Below are 14,349 nucleotides of genomic sequence, written 5' to 3'. Positions count from 1 at the left end.
ACGCAATTTGAAAGAGGGATCTCCCATGCCTCCGAACACCAGTTCAGCCCTGTCCTCCGAGCCAAAAGCGGAGGAAACACCGCGAGCGGATACTGACGACACCGCCGCCCGGCGGCGCGTCGTACCCGAGCACGAGGTCAAAACCCTACTCGGCGAATACGGTGTCGATGTTCCGGTGAGCAGAACATTCACCAACGTCGCACAAGCCGCGGATGCCGTGTCCGGACTGTCCGGTCCGCTCGTGCTCAAAGCCTGGGGTCCCGGACTCGTGCACAAGAGCGACGTCGGCGCCGTCGTCCTCGGGCTGACCGCACGCGAAATTCCAGCAGCGGTCGCCGACATGGCGGCATCTCTAGACCGTCAGGGTCTCACACCTGGCGGATACCTTGTCGAACAGCAACATCCCGGTGGAATCGAATTGATCGCCGGGGTCGTGCGCGACGCAACCTTCGGCCACGTGGTGTTGCTCGGACTCGGCGGTGTCGCAACCGAAATGCTCGACCTCTCGGCGCTGCGCGTCGCTCCCTTGTCGCGGGCGGACGCTGCAGAATTGGTAGACAGCTTCCCCGGGGCACCGCTACTACACGGCGCCCGAGGACGCGAAGCCGGCAACCGAGACGCTCTCATCGAGTTCTTGCTGTCGATCGCCGGCGAGGGAAGCCTGGTCGAACATCTCGGCGACACGCTTGCGGAGTTCGAATGCAATCCGATCGTCGTGACCGCCAGCGGCGTCCAGGCGTTGGATGCTCGCCTGATCGTGGAATCGACCACCGACATACCGGCTGCCACGCCCGAGCACCCCACTGACTTCACCCGCCTGTTCGCCCCACGCGGAATTGCGATAGCCGGCGCCTCGAGCAGTCGATCCACCTTCGGGAACCGTTTCCTCGCCGCCTATCGACAGGCCGGCTGGACCGACAACCTGTGCGCTCTTCACCCGGACGCCTCCAGTATCGACGGGGTCCCCGCATACTCCTCCATAAGCGATGTTCCGTACCCAGTCGACTACCTGGTCGTGGCGGTACCGGCAGCGGCGGCTCCGAAAGTGGTTGCCGGCGCGGCCGCTTCCGGCGTCAGCTTCGTACACGTCGTGACCGGGGGATTCGCGGAAATGGGTTCAGCCGGCGCCATACTGCAAGCCGAACTCGGGCAAGCCGCTTCCGGTACAGCGACTCGCATTCTCGGACCCAACTGCCTGGGTGTGTTCGCCCCCCGCGGGCGTCAGACCTTCACCCTCGGTGCACCTTCCGAACCAGGGGTGGTCTCCGTGGTGTCGCAGAGCGGCGGTCTGTCCGGTGACATGATCACCGTGGGTTCACGACGGGGTATCCGGTTCTCGAAACTCGTCAGCATCGGGAACGCTATCGACGTGACCCAGGGCGAGCTCGTCGACTGGCTCGTCGACGACCCCGAGACCCGGATAATCGGAATCTACTTGGAAGGCACGCGTGACGGCGCAGCACTGCTCGGTGCGCTCCGGCGGGCCGCAGGGAAGAAGCCGGTCGTGATTTTGCGCGGCGGTTCGAGTGCGCAGGGCTCTGTAGCCGTGAGTTCACACACCGGATCGATGGCCAGCAACGAAAAGGTGTGGGCAGCCGTTTCCCGATCGACGGGAGCTGTTCAGGTGCGTTCGCTCGAGGACTTCCTGTCCTGCGTGACCTATCTTCAGCACTATATCGATCACAGTCCGAGCACCGACGCTGACGGTGTCCTGGTGATCGGGTTGGGAGGCGGCGCATCCGTCCTCGCAACCGACACCTGCGACCGCGCCGGCCTCGAACTGACTCCACTGCGCGACGAGCTCCGCACGCGCCTCCGCGACCTGGGTTACGGCGCCGGAACGAGTGTTGCCAACCCGCTGGAGGTTCCGGTGGGACCCGCCTCCCCCACGTCAATTCTGGTCGACGCCCTGACTCCGGTCTTCGCCCGGGACGGTCAGCAATATCAAGACGTGTTAGTACATGTCAACGCTGCGGCCTATTACAACTACGGCACCGCGGGCATTCGCCCACTGATCGACACACTGCAGTCACTCGTCGACGCCGAACTGCCCGTCCGCGTCGCTGTCGTGGTTCGGAACACCGAGGTATGCCCGGCTGTGGATGTCGAACTTCTCGACGTCTTCGCATCGGACAGCGGTCTCCCGATGTACCGGAGCTTCAGTGAAGCCGCGAGCGCGATCGCCTCGGCGCAGGACTTCGATGCCCGGCGAGGCAACGGCGCCTGATCGCCCGAACATACACGGAAGCGCCGGGCCTCAGGGCCCGGCGCTTCTGTGTATCTAGTGTCGTGTCAGTGCGCGATCACGTCGGACGCGGTCTTGACCTCCCGAACGTCGCTCGCACGACCGTGCGGCATGATCTTGAGGATCGCAAGTCCGACGAGGGCGAACCCGGCCGAGACGAGGAATGCCAGGCGATATCCGTCGGAGTCGAAGAAGGTTCCCAGTTCGGTCGTAAAGGTATGCATCGCCAGCATCGCGAAGGCGAGCTGAACCGCAATGGCACTCGACAAGTTCTGCGCCGACAGCATGATCGACGACGTAATGCCCTGCTTCTCGGGCGGCGCAGACTGCACCACCAGGTTGGGCAACCCACCGAAAGTCGCGCCCATGCCGACTCCACAGAAGAGCAACCACAACAGCACCTGCCAGGTTTCGGAGTGCAGGAACGCCAGTCCGATGCTGCCGACCGCGAGCGCACCACATCCCGCCATCATCGGGTAGCGAATTCCCCAACGTGCAGCCTTCGCTCCACAGATGAAGCCACAGATGACCATCGCCGCCCCGTGTGGCGCCATGTAGGCGGCCACTCCGAATGCATCCGAGGCGAAGCCGATCTCGCCTCCCGGATCACGTGGCATCTGGACGATTATGGGTACGAGTGACACGACGATCGCCGCCGGCCCGTACACAGCAGCATTGAGTATGAGCGTCGTCCACATGGGTCGGGTGCGGAGCAACGAGATCTCGATGATCGGGTCGGGAAACGAACTGTCCCACCAGATCCACGCGGCAAAGCACGCCAGTCCCGAGACCATGAATCCGAAGAAGCTCGTCGATGTCCACCCCCAGGTGCCGGCATTGCCAAGCCCGTATACGAGCAGCGCACCACCGGCTCCGAGCAGAATTGCACCAACCCAGTCGAGTCGAGACTTCACCCGCAACGGCGACTCCGGAAGTAGCAGCAATACCCCGATGATGCAGATCACCTGGAATGCGGCAATGCACCAGAAGATCGACAGTGGGCCGTACCCGTCGATGAGCCACCCCGCGATGAAGGGCGAAATGATGAGTAGCGCACCGGCACCGGTGAAGGTCACTGTGATCGCGAAGGCGATCAGTTTCTTCGGGAACACGTCGCGGATGAGGGAGTACGCCAGCGCGGGTGTCACGTAGAGAAGTCCCTGCAGCCCCCGCCCGACGAGGAAGACCTCATAGGTCGGGGCCACCGCTGAGATGACGCCGCCAGCGGCCGACAGGGCGGTGACAATGACAAGCAGGTTTCGCTTGCCGCGTAGGTCGGCGAGCTTTCCGATCATTGCGACGGCAACTGCGGTCACAAGGTTCGCGATGGTGATCGTCCAGCCCAGATCAGTTGTCTGGAAGTGCAAGCCGATACCCGGGAGCGCGGTCCCGACCAAGCTGTACGAAAACGTTGCCAACTCCCCGAGCATGACGACGACGACGAGCGCGCCGATCCACCGAGGCGTCCAGATCTTGCCCTTTTCGCCGACGGGCGGTGTGTACTCGGATTCCTCGAGTGGGTTGGCAGAGGGTGGGTTTGTTGTCATGCACGGGCTCCCTGTCCGATCCGGAAGGTTGATGTGGTGATGATGTGATACACGCCACTACTGGCGTGGCGTCACAGTAATTGACCAAGCGCATGCTTGGCAAGAGTCCAACTTCCGAATCGGACTGCTCAAACGGAGAGTTTCCTCAGTAGCCGCCCTGATTGGCGAAAATTCGGGCGGGGTTCTCGATGAGCATCACATCGATCTGGTCCTGGCTGACGCCTCTGTCGAGCAGGGCCGGAACGACATCCTGGGGGATGTGGGTCCATCGCCATTGCGGATTCATCTCTCGGCGCCGCACCGGATCGGACATGTCGGAAAAGCAGGATGTGTCGTGCGACAGAACCATCCGGTCGGCGTACCCACGCCGGCACATTTCCGCGACGATCTCCACTCGCTTGTCGAATGGCACCGTGTTGAGACCGAATCGGTCCATACCCAGATAAGACCCCGCGTCCGCGAGTTCTTCGAGGTAGTCGAAGTCGTCGGTGTCACCGGAGTGTCCGATCACCACCCGGGACAGATCCACGCCTTCCTCCTTGAAGACCTTCTGTTGATCCAGGCCTCGGCGCATCCCGGAATGGGTGTGCGTTGTAATCGGCACACCAGTTTCGCGATGTGCATGTGCAACCGAGCGCAGGACTCGGTCCACGTCCTTCGTCAGGCCGGCCTCGTCGGTGACGCATTTCAGCAATGCCGCACGAATACCTGTTCCGGTAATCCCTTCGGTGATGTCACGTATGAAGAAATCGGCAAGGCGGTCGGGGCCGCCGGCGGCGGTGCCCGGACCTCGGTAGTGGAAGTACACGGGGAGTTCACTCAAGACGTACGCACCCGTCGCGACCACGATGTTGATGTTCGACTGCTCGGCTACCCGCGCGACCCTGGGAACGTATCGCCCGAGACCAATCACGGTGAGGTCGACCAGCGTGTCGAATCCTTCGGCCTCGAGCGCCGCGAGCCGCTGCACGGCTTCGGCTATCTGTGTCTCTTCGTCCCACTGTTCGGGGTAGTCGGGCCAGTTCTGCTGGACTTCCGGGCTGGTGACGAAGATGTGCTCGTGCATCAGCGTTCTGCCGAGCGCGGACACCGGAACGTCACCGGTGGCGGTCGGCACGGTAGGTTGCGACTTCATACAGACCTCCATTGCGGTTTCGGCTGGGGGGTGACGGATATGACGGCGAGCGCACCTGCGGGCATCAGATCGGTGCCTGCGGGTGAACGATGTGGTTCTGCGCATGCCACGGTTGATGCGCCTGAAATCCGCCGTCGACAATGATCGTCTGCCCGGTGATGTACTTCGATTCCGGCCCCGCCAGAAATGTGATTACCGATGCCAGATCGTCGGTTTCGCCGAAGTCGTCAACCAGCAGGTTGGCGTTGTAGGCCTCGAGCTTCTCCGGGGACAGGTTCTGCCGTGCGGTCGGGCTCAGGATCAGCCCGCTCGCGACGGCGTTGACGCGGATCCCCCTTTTTCCGTGCGATGTCGCCACCGACCGGGTCAGCGAGTACTTGGCCGCCATCGACGCCGCGTAGGCGACGTGGACTGTATCCCCGCTGAATCCGGAGGTGGACCCGACGTTGACGATCACGCCTCCACCCCCACGTTGCATGATCGGGATGGCAAAGCGAGTTGCCCACACAGCACCGTAGAAGTTGACCGCGAACGTTCGCTCCCAGGCGTTGTCGGGAGTGACCTCGACGTTCAGGTCACTCTTCTCGACGCCTCCATAGGCGACGGCGTTGTTCACGAGAGTGTCGATCCGTCCGAACGCCGCTTCTGTCTCCGCTACGAGTTTTTCGACATCCGATTGGATTCCGACATCCGCATGAACCGCACGCGCGACTCCCCCACTTGCCGTAATCTCCTCCGCGACCGCATCCAGCTTGTCGTCCTGGATGTCATTGATCACTACGGAAGCACCCATCTCGGCGAGCCGCAGTGACACCGTCCGGCCGACGCCCTGCGCAGCGCCCGTGACGATCGCTACCTTGCCATCCCAATTGACCATCTGTGATCCCTTCTGTACGAAACTGACGCATTCACGGTACTAGAGCAAGCGATTGCTTGGTATAGTTGCGGGACAATCCAGCAGGAAAGGGGCGAGCGCATGCTCGACTTCGAGAAACGACCCGGCGCAGCACTTATTGCGGGCGGGACCGGCGGCATCGGGCGCGCGGTCAGCCGGGTACTCGCCGAGCGAGGTAGCCAGATCTTCTTCACCTACCGCGGCAACCAAGAGGGCGCAGCGAGTTTGGCGTCCGAACTCAGCGCACTGGGCGCCAAGGTCGAGTTCGCACGGGTCGACCTCGCCAGCGTCGAGGAGGCAGCCGAACTCACAACTAGTGTGCGTGACGCATTCGGAGGGATCCACACGGTCGTGTATGCCGCCGGACCCCACGTACCGATGACCCACCTGAGTAAGGTCACACCTCATCAGTTCCGCGCACAACTCGAGAGCGACGCGGCCGCGTTCTTCAATCTCGTGCACCCAGCGCTGCCTCTCCTTCGTGAATCGCGTGGCAGCATCGTGGCGGTCACGACAGCCGCCACCCGACGATTCCCGGTCCGCGACGGACTGTCCTCGGGCCCGAAGGGAGCCGTGGAAGCCGTAGTCCGAGCGCTGGCCGCGGAGGAGGGCCGATTCGGCCTGCGCGCGAACTGTGTCGGGCCGGGAATGCTCACCGACGGGATGGCCGCACGGTTGATCGAGTCAGGCGATCTCGACGAGAGTGCGCTCGACATCACCCGGCGCAACATTCCGCTGCGCCGCTTCGGTGACGCGGAAGACATCGCCGAGGCAGTCGCCTTCCTCGCGTCCGATCGCGCCGACTTCATCTCCGGTCAGACCCTCGATGTCGATGGCGGGTATGGAGTCTGAGGTACCTCGGAAATCGAGGGGCGGGTCCGTTCGACGGGCCCGCCCCTCATTCGTCATCTACTCACCGGCGAGCTTTTCGACTACCGGAATGAACGTTTCCAGGTCCTTGTCGTTGTGGAGCACAAAGAAGTTGAGGCCGTGCGTATCACGCCAGTACCGAAGCTTGTCGACCATCTCACTGACATCTCCACGTAGGATTTGCGGAGTCTCCTCCTGCTGTGAGAGATCGACGGCACTCCAGCTCTCCTTGCTCTGAGGAATACCGACTTCCTGGATGCTGGTGCCGATCGCGATGTCGTCGAACCGCGCTCCAGCGGACTCCCGGATCGTCTCGATCTTCCCGAGGAAGGATTCCAGACCGCCGTCTTTTGCGTCCGGTGCGGTTCCGTCAGCCCGAACGCGCAACGTCAAATTGACGTAGTCCGCGTACCGGCCTGCCAGCTTCAGCATCTTGGGTCCGCCGCCCGGGAAAAGGAACTTGGGGTACGGCTTCTGCACCGGTTTGGGTTCCTGTACCAGCTCGTCGATCTGGTAGTACTGCCCTTGATACGAGAATGCCCCCTCGCCCCACACGCCACGCAGGACTTCGAGGGATTCGACGAATCTGTCGAACCGCACCTTCGGTGGATCGAAGCTCAAGCCAGCCCGGTCATAATCCTCACGCATCCATCCGGTGCCGAGGCCGACGTCGAGCCGGCCGTCCGACAGCACGTCGAGGGTTGCCAGTTCCTTCCCTAGCACGACGGGGTGCCGATAGTCGTTCGAGAACACCAGCGTGCCGATTCGCAGTGTCGAAGTGGCAGCGGCTGCCGCCGACAACGCCGCGATCGGCGCGAACCGAGGACCCACGAAGTGATCCGGCATCAGCAGCGTCGTGAATCCGGACTGTTCGACCAGGCGTGCGCGCTCAGCCCACGCCTTTCCGGAGTCCGCCTTCCGCACAACGACACCGAACGTGAATTTTTTCGTCGCTTTGTCTTGTGGCATTGTCCTTCATTTCTCGCTTGCTGCCGCCAGGGCAGGTTTTGGTGGTGAAATCTCTTGTCCTCCGCTGAACCGCCGGATCGCATCGATGACACCTGCAATGGCTCGCCGACTCGCGGACGTCCACGGCGCCACACCGGTAAAACCGTGCGGCACATCGGCGATCGAGTGCAACTCGACGCTTACCCCGGCCGCTCGCGTCCTCAACGCGTAATCCACCGCCTCGTCGTGCAGACAATCGGCACCCGCCGCCACGACATAGGCCGGAGGGAGACCGTTCAGGTCGGTGGCCGCAGTGGGAGAACCATACGCAGGCGGCTTGAATCGTTGCTCGCCCAGATAATGCTGCCAGCACACCTCTGCATCGTGGGCGTTGAAGATCGCGCTCTCTGCGAGGGACGACATCGAGGGCGACTTCAGAGTCGAGTCAATGAACGGGTACAGCAATATCTGCCCCGCGAGCGCTCGTCGGCCCTCGTCGCGCAGCCGTAGCGCGACCGCCGCCGCCAGTCCGGCGCCGGCACTTCCGCCACCGATCACTACCCGGCCGGTGCCGAGGACCGCGAAAGACGCATCACGGTTGGCGTCGGTGAGTGCGGCAGCAACAGCATGGCAGTCGTCGAGTCCGTGTGGGAACGGATACTCGGGAGCCAAGCGGTACTCGACCGATACCACGCCGATGCCGACGTCGGATGCTATTCGGGCGCATAAGGCGTCATCTTCGTCGGCGGTGCCGACCACATACCCGCCGCCGTGTATCCACACCAATGTCGGTGCGTCGTGCGCGAGGTCACGGGGCACGTGGATCCGGACCGGAACGCGGTGTCCATCAGCGAGTGGAATGCTGCAGGTGTCGTGTATCTTCACGTCTTCGGGCAGCCTCGGCGGTGGCGCGGTTGTCCGCATTGCTTCGAATGCCGCGCGCTGCGCGGCGGGATCTTCGAATTGCAGCTGCGGGAAGTGTGCCACCACGTCTTCGAACTCTGTGTCCACGTGACCTCCTGTATTCATGATGGGCTCGACAGTTCGACTCGTTATCCCGTTCCCGTCGCGCCGCCATCGAGCACCAGGTCCGTGCCGGTCACATACGAGGATTCATCGGAAGCCAGAAATACTGCGCCTTCCGCGATCTCCTCGGGCTCACCCGGTCGGCGTAACGGTAATGCGGTCCACCGGTCTGGATTACGTTGTTCGGAGCGTGGAATGTTCACTCCCAGCATGGGACCGGTGATGGCGCCCGGTACCAAGCAGTTTACGCGGATCCGAGACGGTGACAACTCCGCGGCCGCGACCCGTGTCAGGCCGCGGATTCCCCACTTGGTCATGCCGTATGCCGCATGTCCGGCGTGTCCCGCCACTCCAGCCGTTGACGAGACATTGATGATCGATCCTCCACCGGACGCGATCATGAGTGGAGCGACAGCGCGAATACCGAGGAATGCGCCCTTGAGGTTCACCGCGATGATCGTGTCGAGTGCGTCGTCGCTCTCCTCGAGTATCGGGCGGGCCCAGTATCGTGCGGCATTGTTGACGAGTACATTCAAGCCGCCGTAGCTTTCGTCGATCGCGGCGACGGCCTGCTTCCAGGAGTCGGTATCGGCGACATCCAGGTGCATATACCGGACATCTCCATCGATCTCCGCGGCTGTAGCGAGTCCGAGTTCACTGTTCACATCGGCGATGACGACCCGGGCTCCCTCACGGGCGAACGCCCTCGCTTCGGCAGCGCCTTGCCCCTGTGCCCCGCCTGTGACGAGAGCGGTCTTTCCGGCGAGCCGGCTCATACCGCGGCTGCGGTCCGCTGCCGATCTGCCATCGGCAGTCGAAAATGCGGAATGACGTGCTCTCCCCAAGCCTTGATGGTGGCCATACACACGTCCTGCGGGACGGTACCCATCTGGATCAGGCAGAGGACTTCGTCGACCCCGACCTTCTCGAGTTCCTCGACATACTTGATCGCGGTGTCCACCGTCCCGTAGGCATGATCGATGTTGAAATTGGCTGCGGCGAGCGATCGTTCGGAGTATTGGGGGCGGTCACCGCGGTCGAAGGCAGCCTCCTCGGCAGCGGCCTTGGCACGCATGTACGCGATGTTGTCCTCGTCGACGGTCGCACCGGTGGGCGGCTTCGCGCCGCCGAGATGCCAGTAGCCGATGGACTCACCGAAGAAGCGCTGGCCGCGGGCCCCGATCTCCTTCGCTTGCTGCTCGTCGTCGAGGACGATGGTCGGACACAGTGCGACGAAGTGGTCGTTGGTGACATCCGAAACGAACTTCTCTCCTGTTCGGCTCTTCACCCGGTCCCAGTAGAGCTGGTGCTGCATCTTGATGCTGTCGAGTCCGCCGAAGCCGAACACGAGCGCACCCACTCCTAGCTCGGCAGAATGCACAACTGTGTCTGGCTTCGTGCTGGCGAGGAACAACGGCGGATGCGGGGTCTGGACAGGACGAGGGAGCACACGGAGGGGGGAGTTGCCCTCCGGTGCTTTGATGTCGAGGAGCTCGCCGTGGTATTCGAAGTCCGGTGACCGCCATGCCGCTGAGATGATCCGGAGCGCCTCCTCCACCTGTGCAGCGGTTTCCGCAGGGTTCACGTTGCACATCGCCGCTTCCTGCAGGGTGCCGCCCCGGGCCGCGCCCAGATTGAGCCGGCCGTTCGAGAGGACGTCGAGCATGGCGGCCCGTTCGGCCACCCGAGTCGGGTAGTTGAAGTTGAACGGCATGCAGACCGCACCGTGTCCGATCCGGATGCGTGACGTTTTTGCCGCCACTGTTGCAAGGAACAGTTCAGGGGCAGACATGTGCGAATAGTGCTCGAGACCGTGATGCTCGACCGCCCAGACTCCGTCGAAGCCCATCTCCTCGGCATAGACGGCTTGTTCGATCGAATCAAAGTAGGTCTGGCGCTCTTTCGCGGGCGTCGGATCGGCGATCTGCGCCTCGAAAATCATGGAAAACTTCATGCGTGAATCCTTTCGTAAGGTTTGGCCAAGCGATTGCTCGCACATTGACGACACAGATCGGCTCTGGCTGGACGGGGTGATTCAGACTGCAGGTCAGGCGGCGCGGAGGGCACGGCCGGACGCCGCGAGGGTAGCCACTCTGCGACCGAGGAGGCTGACGCTCGACGCAAGTGTGACGTCTTCGAATTCGACGGTGCCCCCGGGGCGGGCAACGGTGCCTCCGTCGCGTTTCGTGATGGCGACGCCAGAGCCCACGACATATCCACCGCAAGCGCGAACGGCGCGCGCGAGAAAGTCGAGGTCGGTAGCAGAGGCAGCAGCGGAACCTCCGATTACGACGATGCCCACGGCCGCGCTCCGCAAGATCTCGCGCTGACCGACCTCGGTGAGAAGGCTCTTCATACCCTCGATGCCGACGGGACGATCTCCCGCTTCGACCAGGAAGACGATGCCATGGGACGAAAGTCGCAGATCGCCGCCAGCGGGACTGGCGGACGCGATGTCGAAGATGGAGTGCAGGGCCGCGTCCAGCATCGGACGGCCCCCCTCGACTCCCGGCGCGCCTGCATCGCGAAAGGCATACGCACACAGGCGGGCATTGCCGCGGACTGCCCGCACTTCGCCGTGATGGGCCAATCGCGGCGACGTCCGTGCAGCCCCCCGGCCGTCGAGACTACAACCGCGAGAAAGCCGGGGAGCGAAATCTGCAGAAACCAACATCAGGCGAATCCTCCGAGAAGTGGGGTACGCCCATGTAACCCTGATCACAGCGTCTAGTCAAGAGGCAGTGAGTCTAGTGAAATTCTCAGCGGTCGAGCGCGGCCATCCACATCGCGGCCAGCACGTCGACCGCCTCCTCGACGTCCACGTCGGAATCAGGGGCTGACCACTGCATGAACAGGCTGCCGAGCTGGGAGAAGATCAGCAGAGCACGGATCCGAGCCTGCTTCGGCGTCCACCGCCCAGTGGCCGACAAGGCCTTCGCGATCCTGTCCGTCTCGAAGTCGAAACTGCGGGCCCGACGGTCCCCTATCTCCCGCTCGACACCGGCGGCCTCGTACACGACTATCGAGATGTCGCGGGTCGTTTGCCAGATCTTCACGATCTCGCGAAGCCAGGCGCGGAAGGCGTCCGTGCTGGGTTCCGCCAGGACGCCCGCAAATTGTGAGAACGGCTCCGCGTACACCACATCGAGCTCGTCGAGGAGCGCATCCACGACTTCAGCTTTCGTCTTGTAGTGCAGGTAGAAGGTGGCACGTGTAGCCCCGGCCGTGCGGGTGATGTCCGTGACCGCAGTCGCGAGGTAACCGTTCTCCACGAAGCAGGCGATCGCGGCCTCCTTCAGCCGAGTTTTCGTCAGCTCCTTCTGGAGGTCGCGCATGTTCCCGCGCGCAGCCTTGGTCATCGCATAGTCCCGTCTTCCAGATACCGTTCGACCTGCAACTGTAGTTCACGGGTAGCAACTATTGCCCGCACGTGCCGACCCGGGCGCTGCCCTACACGTTCGCGAACCCACTGGGATAGAGAAGGGTCCCGTCGGATCAGCGCAACCGCTCGACCATCAGCGCGAGCCCCTGTCCGCCGGCGACACAGGTCGTCGCTACGCCGATCTGCTGATCTCGATGCGCCAATCCGTTGATCAGCGTCATGACGAGCCGCGCACCTGTCATCCCTGGTGGGTGACCTATCGCTATGGCACCACCGTATGGATTGAGCTGTTGATCGGCATCGATATCGAGTTCCGCGCATACCGGGAGTACCTGCGCCGCGAAATTCTCGTGCACCTCGACGATGTCGACATCAGAGGACTTCATACCCTCCCTGTCGAGCAGCGCACGCGTCGCGGGCACCGAACCCAACCCCATCATTTCCGGCACCAGCCCCGTAACCGACGACCCGGCGATGCGTGCCAGCGGCTCAGCGCCAACCTTGTACGCCCACTCGGCCGACGCCAGGATGAGTGCTCCCGCGCCGTCCCCAGCCACACAGGTATTTCCCGCGGTGACCCTTCCGCCGAGCTCGGGCGAGATGGACCGGAGCGCGGCAAGTGAGTCGAGAGTCGAGTCCGTCCGCGGCGAGTCGTCATGGGCAAAGATCGTGCCGTCCGGAAGTTCGAACGGCACGATCTCGGCGGCGAAATAGCCCTCGTCCGCCGCTCGGCTCGCACGCGAATGGGAAACGAGTGCGAACTCATCCATTTCTGTCCGTGTGACGCCGTATCGCTCGGCCACGATCTCCGCGGTATCGAACACCTCCATGTACGCGAAGTTGATGAAATCCGGACGACTCGTATCGGTGAAACGCGGATGATGATCGGCCGGGGAGAACCCTTTCCCCAGACACAAAGAGAAACTGTCGCCGCCACCGGCGACGTAGACCTCACCGTCACCGACAGCAATTGCATGAGCAGCCATCCTGAGTGCAGACAGCGCCGAACCACACGATCGACTCAACGTAATCGCGGGCACGGTCACCGGAAGCCCCCCGAGGAGTCCAACCTGCCGCGCTGTGTTGTAGCCCTGGGAATGATCGGGAAGACTGCAACCCCAATAGAGATCGGAGATGTCGCCCGGTTGCAGATAGTCGTTGCGCGCGAGAAGTGCTGCGATCACGGTGGAGCCTAGGTCGTCGGCTCTCACATCGGTGAGTGCACCGCGGAACGATTTTCCGATTGCCGTTCGGGCCGCATCGAGAACTACGACATCACGCACCGTCTCCTCCTCCTGAGATCATCTCTGTCAACGCAGTCAACGATTCTGTTCCTTCACCCGCTGCACGACTGGAATCATCTTCTCCACGTCGCTGTCATTCGCGAGCACGAAGTACGAGACGTTGTGCAACTCGTGCCACATGAGAATCTTTTCGGCGACCGATTCGACGCTGCCCTCCATGATGAAGGGAGTCGGACGCATGGCGTCGATGTGTTGTCCCAGCGTGGGATGTAATTCACCCAATCTGTCCTCGATCGCCACCGCACGGATGCCCACCGAGATCTCCACCTCCCGATCCGCTTCCTTGGCCGCGTCGTGCACTAGTTTCAACTTGCGGAGGAGCGGTTCGAGACCGACGTCATCGGGAGCGACTCCACGTCCATCGCTCGCCGTTCGGGTGGTGACGTTGACGATGTCCCCTTCGCGAGCGGCAAACCGAAGCATCTGGGGGCCTCCCCCACCGAGAAGTAGAGGCGGTCCGCCGTCTTGTACAGGCAACGGCGCGTGGTCTAGCCCTGTCGCCGTGTAGAATTCGCCTGTGAAGTCGGATTGGCCGGCTTTCCACGCCTCCCGCACAATCTGAACGCCTTCTCGGAGCCTTGCCAGGCGTACCCGAGGCGAATCAAAGGCGATTCCGGCGCTGTCGTAATCGGAACGCATCCACCCTGCACCCATCCCCAACTCGAGGCGCCCACCGGACAGCAGGTCGAGTGTCGCAGCTTCTTTCGCGAGCACAGCGGGGTGTCGGTAGTCGTTCGCAAGGACGAGGACACCCAGCCGAATGCGATCGGTCAACTGCGCGGCCGCGGCTAGTGCCACCATCGGCGCATATCGCAGCCCGCTCAAGTGGTCGTTGACGAGGAGGACGTCAAACGGGCTGTCTTCGAGCGCTGCGACGCGTTCGCGCCATTGCTTCGCCGACAGGCTCGGCGCCAGCGTGGCTCCGAACCGAATCTTTCTGGTCATTGCGGTGTCCCGTAACTCGTAGATGCGGGTGAGCTGTGGGCGTTCGTCCAGA

At 62.8% G+C, this 14,349-nt stretch carries 13 protein-coding genes; 2 read left to right on the top strand and 11 right to left on the bottom strand.

Annotated features, from left to right (window positions below):
* The first annotated feature begins 25 nt into the window (after window positions 1-25).
* Entirely contained in the window at window positions 26-2,227 is a 2,202-nt protein-coding gene (locus ACH49N_RS25885; protein ID WP_358278584.1) for an acetate--CoA ligase family protein, read from the top strand.
* A gap of 65 nt (window positions 2,228-2,292) precedes the next feature.
* Here ACH49N_RS25885 and ACH49N_RS25880 read toward each other — a convergent pair whose 3' ends face one another.
* From ACH49N_RS25880 to ACH49N_RS25870, 3 genes are all read right to left on the bottom strand, one after another.
* Window positions 2,293-3,792 (bottom strand): MFS transporter, encoded by a 1,500-nt coding sequence (locus tag ACH49N_RS25880; RefSeq protein WP_358278431.1) that lies wholly within the window; start codon window positions 3,790-3,792, stop codon window positions 2,293-2,295.
* A gap of 145 nt (window positions 3,793-3,937) precedes the next feature.
* Window positions 3,938-4,927: a phosphotriesterase-related protein gene (locus ACH49N_RS25875; RefSeq protein WP_358278432.1), complete on the bottom strand. Its 990-nt coding sequence runs from the start codon at window positions 4,925-4,927 to the stop codon at window positions 3,938-3,940.
* Window positions 4,928-4,991: 64 nt separating this feature from the next.
* A complete protein-coding gene (locus ACH49N_RS25870; protein ID WP_358278434.1) occupies window positions 4,992-5,804 on the bottom strand; it encodes an SDR family oxidoreductase in 813 nt (270 codons plus the stop codon).
* Window positions 5,805-5,903: 99 nt separating this feature from the next.
* Here ACH49N_RS25870 and ACH49N_RS25865 point away from each other — a divergent pair, with 99 nt between their 5' ends.
* The gene (locus tag ACH49N_RS25865; protein ID WP_159920650.1) at window positions 5,904-6,674 is read left to right on the top strand and encodes an SDR family NAD(P)-dependent oxidoreductase; all 771 of its coding nucleotides are present in this window, start codon (window positions 5,904-5,906) and stop codon (window positions 6,672-6,674) included.
* A 57-nt stretch (window positions 6,675-6,731) separates the two neighbouring features.
* On the opposite strand, the gene ACH49N_RS25860 is transcribed toward ACH49N_RS25865, so the two are convergent.
* The 8 genes from ACH49N_RS25860 to ACH49N_RS25825 form a co-directional block, all read right to left on the bottom strand.
* The gene (locus tag ACH49N_RS25860) at window positions 6,732-7,661 is read right to left on the bottom strand and encodes a TIGR03621 family F420-dependent LLM class oxidoreductase (RefSeq protein WP_358278436.1); all 930 of its coding nucleotides are present in this window, start codon (window positions 7,659-7,661) and stop codon (window positions 6,732-6,734) included.
* A gap of 6 nt (window positions 7,662-7,667) precedes the next feature.
* Entirely contained in the window at window positions 7,668-8,651 is a 984-nt protein-coding gene (locus ACH49N_RS25855) for an alpha/beta hydrolase (protein ID WP_358278438.1), read from the bottom strand.
* Between the two features lie 41 nt (window positions 8,652-8,692).
* Window positions 8,693-9,442 (bottom strand): SDR family NAD(P)-dependent oxidoreductase, encoded by a 750-nt coding sequence (locus ACH49N_RS25850; RefSeq protein WP_159920644.1) that lies wholly within the window; start codon window positions 9,440-9,442, stop codon window positions 8,693-8,695.
* Complete coding sequence (locus tag ACH49N_RS25845) at window positions 9,439-10,620, bottom strand: LLM class flavin-dependent oxidoreductase (protein ID WP_358278440.1); 1,182 nt, start codon at window positions 10,618-10,620, stop codon at window positions 9,439-9,441. The genes ACH49N_RS25850 and ACH49N_RS25845 overlap by 4 nt, the downstream gene beginning before the upstream one ends.
* 93 nt (window positions 10,621-10,713) lie before the next feature.
* Window positions 10,714-11,154: a hypothetical protein gene (locus ACH49N_RS25840; protein WP_358278441.1), complete on the bottom strand. Its 441-nt coding sequence runs from the start codon at window positions 11,152-11,154 to the stop codon at window positions 10,714-10,716.
* Window positions 11,155-11,425: 271 nt separating this feature from the next.
* A complete protein-coding gene (locus tag ACH49N_RS25835; protein WP_159920638.1) occupies window positions 11,426-12,025 on the bottom strand; it encodes a TetR/AcrR family transcriptional regulator in 600 nt (199 codons plus the stop codon).
* A gap of 136 nt (window positions 12,026-12,161) precedes the next feature.
* A complete protein-coding gene (locus tag ACH49N_RS25830; RefSeq protein ID WP_358278443.1) occupies window positions 12,162-13,331 on the bottom strand; it encodes a thiolase family protein in 1,170 nt (389 codons plus the stop codon).
* Window positions 13,332-13,367: 36 nt separating this feature from the next.
* Window positions 13,368-14,297, bottom strand: coding sequence for a TIGR03621 family F420-dependent LLM class oxidoreductase (locus tag ACH49N_RS25825; protein ID WP_358278445.1), 930 nt, complete (start codon window positions 14,295-14,297; stop codon window positions 13,368-13,370).
* Window positions 14,298-14,349 lie beyond the last annotated feature (52 nt).

It is taken from the genome of Rhodococcus sp. NPDC019647 (assembly GCF_044389235.1).
Classification (GTDB): Bacteria; Actinomycetota; Actinomycetes; order Mycobacteriales; family Mycobacteriaceae; genus Rhodococcus_F; species Rhodococcus_F oxybenzonivorans.
Note: the sequence above shows the minus strand (reverse complement) of the source record. Positions and strands in the feature narration are given on the sequence as shown.

Coding starts and splice junctions, on each gene's coding strand:
- ACH49N_RS25885 (WP_358278584.1), top strand. CDS start 26: ATGCCTCCGAACACCAGTTCAGCCCTGTCCTCCGAGCCAAAAGCGGAG.
- ACH49N_RS25880 (WP_358278431.1), bottom strand. CDS start 3,792: ATGACAACAAACCCACCCTCTGCCAACCCACTCGAGGAATCCGAGTAC.
- ACH49N_RS25875 (WP_358278432.1), bottom strand. CDS start 4,927: ATGAAGTCGCAACCTACCGTGCCGACCGCCACCGGTGACGTTCCGGTG.
- ACH49N_RS25870 (WP_358278434.1), bottom strand. CDS start 5,804: ATGGTCAATTGGGATGGCAAGGTAGCGATCGTCACGGGCGCTGCGCAG.
- ACH49N_RS25865 (WP_159920650.1), top strand. CDS start 5,904: ATGCTCGACTTCGAGAAACGACCCGGCGCAGCACTTATTGCGGGCGGG.
- ACH49N_RS25860 (WP_358278436.1), bottom strand. CDS start 7,661: ATGCCACAAGACAAAGCGACGAAAAAATTCACGTTCGGTGTCGTTGTG.
- ACH49N_RS25850 (WP_159920644.1), bottom strand. CDS start 9,442: ATGAGCCGGCTCGCCGGAAAGACCGCTCTCGTCACAGGCGGGGCACAG.
- ACH49N_RS25845 (WP_358278440.1), bottom strand. CDS start 10,620: ATGAAGTTTTCCATGATTTTCGAGGCGCAGATCGCCGATCCGACGCCC.
- ACH49N_RS25840 (WP_358278441.1), bottom strand. CDS start 11,154: ATGCTGGACGCGGCCCTGCACTCCATCTTCGACATCGCGTCCGCCAGT.
- ACH49N_RS25835 (WP_159920638.1), bottom strand. CDS start 12,025: ATGACCAAGGCTGCGCGCGGGAACATGCGCGACCTCCAGAAGGAGCTG.
- ACH49N_RS25825 (WP_358278445.1), bottom strand. CDS start 14,297: ATGACCAGAAAGATTCGGTTCGGAGCCACGCTGGCGCCGAGCCTGTCG.